General features: G+C 33.9%; 9 protein-coding genes. All 9 read left to right on the forward strand.

The window, feature by feature from the left end:
• The 9 genes from ACWNT5_RS14810 to ACWNT5_RS14850 all read left to right on the forward strand — a co-directional run bounded on the left by ACWNT5_RS14810 (nucleotide 1) and on the right by ACWNT5_RS14850 (nucleotide 12,030).
• Entirely contained in the window at nucleotides 1-954 is a 954-nt protein-coding gene (locus ACWNT5_RS14810; protein ID WP_299899011.1) for an AAA family ATPase, read from the forward strand.
• Between the two features lie 911 nt (nucleotides 955-1,865).
• Nucleotides 1,866-2,336 carry a hypothetical protein gene (locus ACWNT5_RS14815; RefSeq protein WP_299606867.1) on the forward strand — a complete coding sequence of 157 codons (471 nt, stop codon included), beginning with the start codon at nucleotides 1,866-1,868 and terminating at the stop codon, nucleotides 2,334-2,336.
• A gap of 629 nt (nucleotides 2,337-2,965) precedes the next feature.
• Complete coding sequence (locus ACWNT5_RS14820) at nucleotides 2,966-5,743, forward strand: bifunctional aconitate hydratase 2/2-methylisocitrate dehydratase (protein ID WP_299606869.1); 2,778 nt, start codon at nucleotides 2,966-2,968, stop codon at nucleotides 5,741-5,743.
• A gap of 231 nt (nucleotides 5,744-5,974) precedes the next feature.
• The gene (locus ACWNT5_RS14825) at nucleotides 5,975-8,242 is read left to right on the forward strand and encodes an aconitate hydratase (RefSeq protein WP_456517781.1); all 2,268 of its coding nucleotides are present in this window, start codon (nucleotides 5,975-5,977) and stop codon (nucleotides 8,240-8,242) included.
• Between the two features lie 94 nt (nucleotides 8,243-8,336).
• Nucleotides 8,337-9,017, forward strand: coding sequence for an NUDIX hydrolase (locus ACWNT5_RS14830; protein WP_299606872.1), 681 nt, complete (start codon nucleotides 8,337-8,339; stop codon nucleotides 9,015-9,017).
• Between the two features lie 204 nt (nucleotides 9,018-9,221).
• Nucleotides 9,222-10,046 carry a ribose-phosphate diphosphokinase gene (gene prs, locus ACWNT5_RS14835; protein WP_299606873.1) on the forward strand — a complete coding sequence of 275 codons (825 nt, stop codon included), beginning with the start codon at nucleotides 9,222-9,224 and terminating at the stop codon, nucleotides 10,044-10,046.
• The gene (locus ACWNT5_RS14840) at nucleotides 10,047-10,589 is read left to right on the forward strand and encodes a nucleoside 2-deoxyribosyltransferase domain-containing protein (RefSeq protein ID WP_299606874.1); all 543 of its coding nucleotides are present in this window, start codon (nucleotides 10,047-10,049) and stop codon (nucleotides 10,587-10,589) included.
• Entirely contained in the window at nucleotides 10,586-11,140 is a 555-nt protein-coding gene (locus ACWNT5_RS14845; RefSeq protein ID WP_299606876.1) for an NADAR family protein, read from the forward strand. Before ACWNT5_RS14840 ends, ACWNT5_RS14845 begins: the two co-directional genes overlap by 4 nt.
• A gap of 254 nt (nucleotides 11,141-11,394) precedes the next feature.
• Nucleotides 11,395-12,030: a DUF4291 domain-containing protein gene (locus ACWNT5_RS14850; protein WP_299606878.1), complete on the forward strand. Its 636-nt coding sequence runs from the start codon at nucleotides 11,395-11,397 to the stop codon at nucleotides 12,028-12,030.

Below are 12,030 nucleotides of genomic sequence, written 5' to 3' on the forward strand. Positions count from 1 at the left end.
ATGTCTGACGTTGCAGCAGTAGAAAAACTGGTAAGCAAACATACCGAACTCAAAAAAGAAATTGCAAAAGTTATTATTGGTCAAGAAGAAGTAATCGATCAGATTCTTATTTCGATATTTTCTGGAGGTCATGCCCTTTTAATAGGAGTGCCAGGACTGGCAAAAACTTTGATGGTTAATACTATCTCAAAAGCTCTAGGATTAGATTTTAAGAGAATTCAGTTTACCCCAGATCTTATGCCAAGTGATATCTTGGGAAGTGAAATTTTGGATGAGTCTAGGCATTTTAAATTTATTAAAGGACCAGTATTCTCTAATATTATACTTGCTGATGAGATCAATAGAACACCACCAAAAACGCAAGCTGCTCTTCTAGAGGCAATGCAGGAAAGAGCGGTAACCGTAGCAGGACATCATTATAAATTAGATTTACCGTATTTTGTATTAGCAACACAGAATCCAATAGAGCAAGAAGGGACTTATCCGCTTCCAGAAGCGCAATTGGATAGATTTATGTTCGCGATAGAATTAAAATATCCAAGTTTTCAGGAAGAAGTAGAGGTTGTTAAAAGTACAACGAGTGACGCCAAGGTAACTATTAACCCTTTATTTACTTCGCAAGAGATTATAGATTTTCAACAGTTAATCAGACGTATACCTGTTGCTGATAATGTAGTAGAGTATGCGGTAAAAATGGTTTCAAAAACAAGACCAAAAGAAGATACCGCAACTGATTTAGTAAAAAGCTATATTGATTGGGGCGCAGGACCGAGAGCTTCTCAGAATCTTATATTAGCAGCAAAAGCAAATGCTGCGGTCAGAGGAAAATTTTCTCCAGATATGGAAGATGTGCAAGCGGTAGCTATGGGGATATTGCGCCATCGTATGATTAAGAACTACAAGGCAGAAGCCGAGGGAGTAAGTATTGAAGATATTATAAGAAGTTTATTTTAGATCGTTAACTACAAATTGTTCGGCCAATAAATAAAATAACTCCGTTATCATTATTATTATCGATTCGTGTCCATGCTCAACAATATTGCAATGAGACGAATTGCAAATTGTATGGAGATGTTCTCTCTAAGTAGTACAGCATATAAAAATATTTGAGAAGGTAAGCCTACATTGTTAATTACAGGACCCACTACTGAAAATAAAGAGGGCAGTGTACATCGCTAAAACCTTTCAGAACTTTTCCAATAGAATTGATAGTGTTTTAGTGGATAGTTTCTCATTAGATGAATTGAAACAAAATTTCAGAATTTTTTCAAGTACAACTGAAAAAAATATCATTTTAGGTTTAAATAAATTAGCGGTTGTTTTCTGCCAAAATATCTTATTCAAGATAGTATAGTAAATTATGATAGGGCTGTGAAGGATTTTTTAACTTGGAAATATGGTAATTCCCATAGAAAAAACGAATTTGATTTCAAGTTTTAGCTATTCACTTCAATCTAATTTTATAAAGATATCATTAGAAGATATTAAAAAGCCCGTTAAGCAGGTAACGGGCTTTTTGCTATTATGAACAATTGAATTTTACGGGAATGGATACTTGGGGAAAAACCATTTCCTAATTTTTTCAATTTGAAGGTGCGAAAATAAAAGGTATAGGGGAATATTCCCTTTTTTTAACTTTTTTTTAATTCAATTTAAGTCTTTGTATAGAAACATGCTCGTGTTTTGCTAAAAAGTAAAGAGAAAATAAAGATATATCTTCTATTTAGAAAGCATAGACTTTTACTATACATAAAGAATTTACTTACAAATCGAAATTTCTAAAATATTTTTTAAACCTTTTCTTATATAAATAGTCTAAGTAGTGAACGTTCGAAATAATTTAGTTTAATAAAAAAAATAGATAGATGAAGAATATTGTAACCTGCATGATTTTGTTTTTGGGAATTTTTGTAGCCAAAGCACAATCAGAAGAAGTAACAGATAGAAGAGAAGGTCATAGACAACATAGAGAATTGAGAAAAGAATTCCATGAAAGTTTATCAGAGGATCAGAAGATGCAATTAGAACAGCAGAAAGAAATGCATATAGGACATAGAAAAGCTATGAGAGCAACCTTTAACGAAGAGCAAATAGCAATTGTAGAGAATGAAGATCTTTCTAGAAAAGGAAAGCATAAAGCTTTGACCCCTACTTTAACGGACAAGCAAAAAGCATTAAAAGAGTCTCAGAAGAAAGAAATGAAAGAAGCTAAAAGTAAGTTTGAAGCGACATTAAATAAAGAGCAGTTAGAGACCTACAAGAAAATGAAAAAGAAGAGAGGAAAAAGAGGAAGAAAAGGTCGCCATAGAAAGGAACATAAAAATGATGATCAATAGTCGATAAAGTGCAAGAGTAAAAAAGTGAAGTTGGTATAACTTCACTTTTTTTGTGTTTTTAAGACAAAATTGATGGTTTTAGGAGCGATTATTTGTCAACTAACTATAACGTTTTCGTAATTCTATAAAATGACGTGTAAAATATTAGATAATTTTTTTAGTTGATTGCTATTTTAACCCCAGTATAATTAATGATTTACATAAATAGATGCTATATTTTTTTTAATAATGTAAAAAAATATCATTGGAGCTTTTCATTTCATAAAAATCCTTTAAAATTTGTATTTTCGTCGGACTTGTCATTACATAAATTTTAGCGATTTAAGATTTAGTTTCGCGAGTACTAAAAGTATAATGAAAAATCTACAGCAAAGGGTTTTCTTTATAAACTAGTAGCATTCGTTTTTAATGAATCGATATAATTTTTGTGTTTAGCTTTTATAGTTAAAAACAGGTGATAAAGTAAACATAAAATGTAAGGATCGTATCTATTTCTCTGCGGAGTATACAGTTTTTAAAGATGCTATCAAAGAATCAAAATTGTGATACTTTTTAGCAGTAACAAGAGAATTTTATTTATATTCTTAGCATTTTAGATTAAACCAGGAAAGAATTCTATTTTAAATTGTATGAACACTTATAATGATTACATCAAAGAGATTGAAGAAAGAAAATCTCAAGGTTTACATCCAAAACCAATTGATGGAGCTGAGTTATTAAGCGAGATTATTTCGCAAATCAAGGATAAAGATAATTCTCATCGAGAAGATTCTCTAAAGTTTTTTATTTATAACACATTACCAGGTACTACAAGTGCCGCTGGTGTAAAAGCAAAATTTCTTAAAGAAATTATTCTGGGCGAAACGGTGGTTGAAGAAATTTCACCTGCTTTTGCCTTTGAGCAATTATCTCATATGAAAGGAGGTCCTTCTGTAGAAGTTCTTTTAGATTTAGCATTAGGATCTGATGCATCAATTGCAGATGAAGCGGCTAAAGTTCTAAAAACTCAAGTATTCTTGTATGAAGCTGATACAGAGCGTTTAGAGGAGGCCATGAAATTAGGAAGCACAATTGCTAAAGACATTATAGAAAGTTATGCAAAAGCAGAATTCTTTACAAAATTACCTGAAGTAGAGGAGAAAATAGAAGTTGTAACATATATAGCTGGAGTTGGAGATATTTCTACGGATTTACTATCTCCTGGTGCAGATGCGCATTCTAGATCGGATCGTGAATTACACGGACAATCTATGTTCGAGCACAATAAAGATATGCAAAATGAACTATTAGCATTACAAAAGCAACATCCAGATAAGCGTGTCATGTTAATTGCCGAAAAAGGAACGATGGGAGTTGGATCTTCTCGTATGTCAGGTGTAAATAACGTGGCATTATGGACAGGTATTCCTTCAAGTCCATATGTACCATTTATTAATATCGCTCCGGTAATTGCAGGAACCAATGGTATTGCTCCAATTTTCTTAACTACTGTTGGTGTAACAGGAGGTATTGGTATCGATCTTAAAAATTGGGTAAAGCAAAAAGATGAAAATGGAAACACCATTGTAGATGAAGAGGGTGATCCAATCTTAAAAGAAGTATATTCTGTTAAAACAGGTACAGTTTTAACCATCAATACAAAAGAAAAGAAATTATATAACGGAGGTACAGAATTAAAAGATATTTCTACTGCGTTAACTCCTCAGAAAATGGAGTTTATCAAAGCAGGAGGTTCTTATGCTGTTGTTTTTGGTAAAAAATTACAAACTTTTGCATGTAAAGCTTTGGGTATTGAGGTGCCTCAAGTATATGCGCCTTCTAAAGAGATTTCTATAGAAGGGCAAGGGTTAACCGCTGTAGAAAAGATTTTTAATAGAAATGCTGTAGGAAATACTCCAGGAGTTACGTTACATGCAGGATCTAATACTCGTGTAGAAGTAAATATTGTTGGATCTCAGGATACTACAGGTTTAATGACTTCTCAAGAGTTAGAAATGATGGCTGCTACTGTCATCTCACCTATTGTAGATGCTGGATACCAATCAGGATGTCATACAGCTTCTGTATGGGATGATAAGTCAAAGGCTAATATTCCAAGATTAATGAAGTTTATGAATGACTTTGGTCTCATTACAGGGCGTGATCCAAAAGGAGTATATCATGCAATGACCGATGTGATACATAAGGTATTAAATGATATCGCTGTAGATGATTGGGATGTAATCATTGGTGGTGATTCTCATACAAGAATGGCAAAAGGAGTTGCTTTTGGAGCGGATTCAGGAACAGTGGCCTTAGCATTAGCAACAGGAGAGGCTACCATGCCGATTCCTGAGTCGGTGAAAGTGACATTTAAAGGCGATATGGTTCCTTATATGGATTTCCGTGATGTAGTGCACGCTACGCAACAACAAATGCTAGATCAATTTGAAGGTGAAAATGTTTTCCAAGGAAGAATTATCGAGGTACATATTGGTACACTTACTTCTGATCAAGCCTTCACATTTACGGATTGGACAGCTGAAATGAAAGCGAAAGCATCTATCTGTATTTCTGAAGATGAAACGTTAATCGAATCATTAGTAATCTCTAGAGATCGTATTCAAATTATGATTGACAAGGGAATGGATAATGATAAGCAAGTATTACAAGGTTTAGTGGACAAGGCGAACAATCGTATTGCAGAAATTGAATCAGGAAATAGACCAGCCTTAAGACCAGATGCTGATGCTAAATATTATGCAGAAGTAGTTATTGACTTAGATAAGATCGTTGAACCAATGATTGCAGATCCAGATGTTAATAATGAAGATGTTTCCAAGCGTTATACACATGATAATATCCAGCCGCTATCGTTTTATGGTGGAACAAAGAAGGTTGATTTAGGCTTTGTAGGATCTTGTATGATTCACAAAGGTGATATGAAGATTTTAGCACAGATGCTAAAAAATATAGAAGCACAACAAGGTGAGGTTAAATTTAATGCTCCATTAGTAGTTGCGCCTCCAACCTACAATATCGTAGATGAGTTAAAAGCAGAAGGAGATTGGGATGTATTAGCTAAATATTCAGGTTTTGTATTTGATGATGCTGCGCCGAAAGCTGCAGCACGTACCAAATATGAAAATGTATTGTATTTAGAGCGTCCAGGATGTAACTTGTGTATGGGTAATCAGGAGAAAGCAGAACCAGGCGATACGGTAATGGCAACATCTACACGTTTGTTCCAAGGTCGTGTTGTTAGAGATTCAAAAGAGAAAAAAGGAGAGTCTTTATTATCATCAACACCAGTAGTAGTGTTATCTTCAATTTTAGGAAGAACTCCAACATTAGAAGAATATCAAGCAGCTGTTAAAGGAATTGTATTAACGAAGTTCAAACCTTCTCAAAAACAATTAGTGGTTTAATAGCTATTCGTGAATATAACAAAAGCCTTATTATGAAAATAGTAAGGCTTTTTTTATGACAAATGATTTGCTGTTATGGTATCATTAAGTTAATTTTTTAACTAGAATTCTTCAGTAGATTAAATACTCTTTTTATAATCATTCTATTTTCATAATACCATTTCGTAGTCCTGCTATATTTCGTATCTTTCAATACCTAATTTAAAATTAACGGAAATATATATTAGTCTTATGGCATTCGATATTAATATGATTAAAAAGGTGTATGCTCAAGTTGCTGAAAGAGTAGACGCTGCCCGTGAGGTAACGGGTAAACCATTAACATTAGCAGAGAAAATTTTGTATTCGCATCTTTGGGATGGTAAAGCTAAAAGTGCCTTTACCAGAGGTAAAGATTATGTGGATTTTGCACCAGACCGTATAGCATGTCAGGACGCAACTGCACAGATGGCATTATTACAGTTCATGCAAGCTGGAAAGAAAAAGGTGGCTGTGCCAACTACGGTACATTGTGATCATTTGATTCAGGCAAAAGTAGGAGCAACAGTAGATTTACAAACCGCTTTAAATAATAGTAACGAGGTTTTCAACTTTTTAGAGTCTGTATCTAATAAATATGGTATCGGTTTTTGGAAACCAGGAGCAGGAATTATTCATCAGGTAGTATTAGAAAATTATGCGTTTCCTGGGGGAATGATGATTGGTACAGATTCTCATACTGTAAATGCAGGAGGATTAGGAATGGTAGCCATAGGTGTTGGAGGAGCAGATGCTGTAGATGTAATGGCAGGAATGCCTTGGGAACTTAAATTTCCAAAGCTAATCGGAGTACGCTTAACAGGTAAATTATCAGGATGGACAGCTCCAAAAGATGTAATTCTAAAAGTAGCAGAAATTCTTACTGTAAAAGGAGGAACAGGAGCTATTGTAGAATATTTCGGACCTGGTGCAACGGCAATGTCTTGTACAGGTAAAGGAACTATCTGTAATATGGGTGCAGAGATAGGTGCTACCACTTCTACCTTTGGATACGATGAGTCTATGGAACGTTACTTAAGAGCTACCGATAGAGCAGATGTTGCTGATGCTGCCAATGAAGTGAAAGAATACCTTACTGCAGATCCAGAAGTATATGCAAACCCTGAACAATATTTTGATCAGGTGATAGATATCAATCTTTCTGAATTAGGACCATTGCTTAATGGACCTTTTACACCAGACTTATCTACCGAAGTAGGTTCTGCAATGACAGAGAAAGCAACAGCCAATGATTGGCCGCTAAAAGTAGAATGGGGATTGATTGGTTCTTGTACAAACTCTTCTTACGAAGATTTATCAAGAGCATCTTCCATTGCACAACAAGCATTAGATAAAGGATTAAAAACAAAAGCAGAATTTGGAATTAATCCAGGTTCTGAGCAAGTTCGTTTTACTGCTGAAAGAGATGGGATTCTTAGTGTTTTTGAAAAATTGGATGCTAAAATCTTTACAAATGCTTGTGGACCTTGTATTGGGCAATGGGGGAGATATGAAGATCCAAAGAACGCTCCTAAAAATAGTATTGTCCATTCTTTCAATAGAAATTTTGCAAAGCGTGCTGATGGAAATCCGAATACACACGCTTTTGTAGCTTCTCCAGAGCTGACAGCAGCTATTGCAATTGCAGGTCGCTTAGACTTTAATCCTCTTACCGATAAGCTAATCAATGAAAATGGAGAAGAAGTTATGTTAGATGAACCTACAGGATGGGAATTACCACCAAAAGGGTTCGAAGTAGAAGAAAATGGATATCTAGAACCAGTTGCTGATGGTAGTGGAGTAGAAGTGGTTGTGGATCCAAATTCAGAACGTTTAGAATTGCTAACTCCTTTTGAACCTATTGGCGATCAAATCAAAGGAGCTAAACTATTGATCAAGGCCTTTGGGAAGTGTACTACTGATCATATTTCAATGGCTGGACCTTGGTTACGCTATAGAGGACATTTAGATAATATATCTAATAACTGTTTGATTGGAGCTGTAAACGCTTATAATAAAAAGACAAACTTTGTAAAAAACCAATTAACAGGAGAATATGATGGAGTGCCTACGGTACAAAGAGCCTATAAAGCAGCAGGTGTTCCAACGATTGTGGTTGGAGATCATAACTATGGAGAAGGTTCTTCACGTGAGCATGCAGCAATGGAGCCAAGACATTTAGGTGTTGTAGCTGTTATTGTAAAATCATTTGCTCGTATTCACGAAACCAACCTGAAAAAGCAAGGAATGTTAGGACTTACTTTTGTAAATGAAAGTGATTATGATAAAATCCAAGAAGATGATACCATTAACTTCTTAGATTTACATGAGTTTGCACCAGAAAAGACATTAAGTCTAGAGTTTGTACATACAGATGGGTCCAAAGATATAATCGAAGTAAACCATACGTATAATAATGCTCAAATCGAATGGTTTAAAGAAGGATCAGCGTTGAATTTGATTAAGAAGCAGAACGCTTAAACATATAATCAAATAGGATTAAATAATACTCCTGAAGATGATTCTTCGGGAGTTTTTATTTTATAAAGGGTAGTAATTTTATAAATTTGCGTATATGATACGCCAAAATATTAAAGTAGCGGTAGATGCAGTAGTCTTTGGATATAAAGACAAAACATTACATGTGTTATTAATAAAAAGAAATATAGAACCCTTTAAAGATTCGTGGGCTTTGCCGGGTGGTTTGGTTCTTGAAAATGAAAGCTTAGAAGAAGCAGTAGAACGAGAATTAAAAGAAGAAACCAATGCTACCGTAGACTATTTGGAGCAATTATACTCTTTTGGAAAACCAGGGAGAGACCCTAGAAATAGAGTGGTCAGCGTAACCTACTTTGGGTTAGTAAAACCAGAACATCATACGATCAAAGCAGATACAGATGCTAGTGATGTTGCTTGGTTTGATATCAATGAGCTACCTGAATTGGCTTTTGATCATGCTACTATCCTTAATATGGCTAAAAAGCGATTACAAAATAAACTTACCTATGAACCCATAGGTTTTGATTTGCTGGCGGATAAATTTTTGTTTTCGGATCTTGAAAAACTCTACATGACCATCTTGGATAAACAAATCGATCGTAGAAACTTTCGTAAGAAAATTTTAAGTTTTGGAATCTTAGAAGAATTAGCCGAAAAAGTATCCGAAGGAAGAGGAAGACCTGCAAACCTCTTTAAATTCAATCAAAAACAATACTTCAAACTAAAAGAAGAAGGTTTCCTTTTCGATATTAAATAATCCAACAGTTTTTAATGATTACTTATGTTCCTTCCCTTTGAAGGGAAGGTGTTTTTTCTAAAGTAAATTTACTTTAGAAAAATGGAAGGGTTGATAATTGGTATAATTTAAAATGCATCAAAAACCCTTTTTATTGTAATTTTTACGCAAAATATTTTGTAGATATATTTTTCTATTCTAAATTTGCGTAAAAATAACACAATTATGAAGTTTTTACATTTAGATCCATCGTTTACACCTTTTGGAAAGTCAATTGAGTTTAATGCATTTGTTTTTAATGGAGGAGAACCACATATCAAAATCTCAGAAAAGAATATAGGTAATGCGATAACTATCACTCATCGGTTAAACTCATTTAATGATCTAGGATTGTTATTGGTAGCTACAGATGCATTACGAAGAATGGATGTAAAAGAGATCAAGGTGTTGATTCCTTATTTCCCAGCAGCAAGACAAGATCGAGTGATGGTTTCTGGTGAAGCATTGAGTGTAAAGGTGTATGCAGATATCATAAATGCTCAGAATTATAGTGAAGTAATGGTCTTTGACCCACATTCAGAAGTGACATCAGCATTATTGGATAATGTAAATGTGATTCAGAATTATGAGTTTGTAAAACAGTGTTTGAATCATATTGATGAAGAGGTGTTATTGATTTCGCCAGATGGAGGTGCTTTAAAAAAGATCTATAAAGTATCTGAGTATTTAGGAGGCATAGAAGTGATAGAATGTTCAAAGAAGAGAGATGTAAAAACAGGAAAGTTATCTGGATTTAGAGTATATGAGGAAGATTTAAAAGGAAAGCATTGTGTAATTGTCGACGATATCTGTGATGGAGGAGGAACATTTTTAGGGTTGGCAACTGCTTTAAAAGAAAAGAATGCAGGAAAATTAGGTTTGATTGTAAGTCATGGGATTTTTAGTAGAGGTTTTGAAGAACTAAAGAAATCTTTTGATACAGTTTTTACCACCAATTCTTTCAAGGATGTCGATGAAGATGGAGTAGTTCAGTTTCCAGTGGTTAAATAATTGAAGCTAATATCAAACAGTCATCCTGAGCTTGTCGAAGGGTTTGACAATGAAAAAAAGAATAAAGTAAAATATAATATAACCATGAACCTAATCACAGCACCATCTACAATAGAACTTGATAAAAACTTCAGCGTTTTTTTAGCAGGAAGTATCGAAGTTGGTGTTGCCAAACGATGGCAAGACATAGTGATTCAAGAATTATCTAATCAAAAAGTAACCTTACTTAACCCAAGAAGGGATAGTTGGGATCAAAGTTGGAAACAGACTATCGATGATCCAGTATTTAATAAACAGGTAAACTGGGAGTTAGAAGCATTAGAAAAATCGAATATGATCATAATGTACTTTGATAAAAATACAAAGTCTCCTATTACCTTATTGGAATTAGGATTGTTTGCCAAAAGTGGAAAGTTAATCGTTTGTTGTCCTGATGGATTTTGGAGAAAAGGAAATGTAGATATCGTTTGTGAACGATATGGAGTACAACAAGTAATGAGTTTAAACGAATTGGTTCGTGAAATAAAAAAAAGAATACAATGAAGTATACGATACAAAATATACAGGAACAATTTAATAAAGGGAAAAGCCTGAAGTATCTATTCTTTTGGGGACATACTCCTAATAAAGATGGTAGTATCGGTAAAAGCTGTTTTAGTCAGTGGTGGAATAATGCTTTTGAGGTAGAAGGAGTACGCTATAAAACAGCAGAACATTGGATGATGGCTAAGAAAGCCATTTTGTTTAATGATGAGACGATGTTACAAAAAATCATTGACTGTAATCATCCTATGGAAGCTAAACAATTTGGTAGAAAAGTGAAAAATTTTGATCCAGAGATTTGGAATCAGCATAAATATGAGATTGTGAAAGAAGGAAACTTCCATAAGTTTTCTCAGAATGAAGAAATGAAACAATTTTTACTGGATACAAAGAACAGAATCATTATAGAAGCAAGTCCAAGAGATAGAATATGGGGAATTGGAATGGGACAAGCTAATGAAAAAGCGCAAAACCCCAATTTATGGAGAGGACAAAACCTACTAGGTTTTGCACTGATGGAGGTAAGAGATGAATTAAATAAAGAAAGTTAAAGTAGAATAATAATTCGTCCTATTGAAATTTCAACGTAAAAAACGAAGTGAACGCAGCGTAAAATTAAATTTTTGTGGCATCAGAATATAAATTTAAAAACTTGTTTTCCTATGAAAACTTAAAGTTCAAGTAACTCAAAAAGGTTTTAATTTAGTTTAGAGAAGAGAACGATGTTTTTAGTTGAAATTTCATAAGACTAGACTTTTTTGTTTCTTTTTTCGGCAATGGAAAAAAGAAAATAATAATAGATAAAATGAAACTTGAATTAAAAAAATATAAAGAACAAGAACCGTACTGGCCACAAGAAGGGTATCATATTATGGCACAGTATGACGATGAGAAAATTATAGTGTATCAATCTTATAGACCTGAAATAGGAAATTTTGCCGTGCAAAATCAATTCTTTGGAGGCGCTTTCAGTCTGGAAAGAATGACATGGATAAAACCTAATTTTCTTTGGATGATGTATCGCAATGGTTGGGGAACTAAAGAAGGGCAGGAAGTAGTCTTAGCACTTCATTTAAAAAGAACAGCTTTTGAGAAGTATTTAGAGAATGCTGTGTATTCATCTTTTAAACCTGATCTATATGAATCGTATGAACTATGGCAAAAAGATGTAGCAAAATCCAATGTTCGACTGCAATGGGACCCTGACCATAATCCATATGGAGCCAAATTAGAAAGAAGAGCTATCCAAATAGGATTAAGAAAGGAATTTATAAGATCCTTTGCCAAAGATGATATTCTAGAGATCGAGGATATTTCAGACTTTGTTAAAGAACAATATGAATTTGTAAAATCAGGAGATTTAGAGCAATTAGTGACGCCTTTGGAAAAACCTATGCTTTTTGAGAATGAGGAATTAAACAAGTATTTGAAATTGAAATAA

The sequence above is a fragment of the Aquimarina sp. 433 genome, from assembly GCF_054054605.1.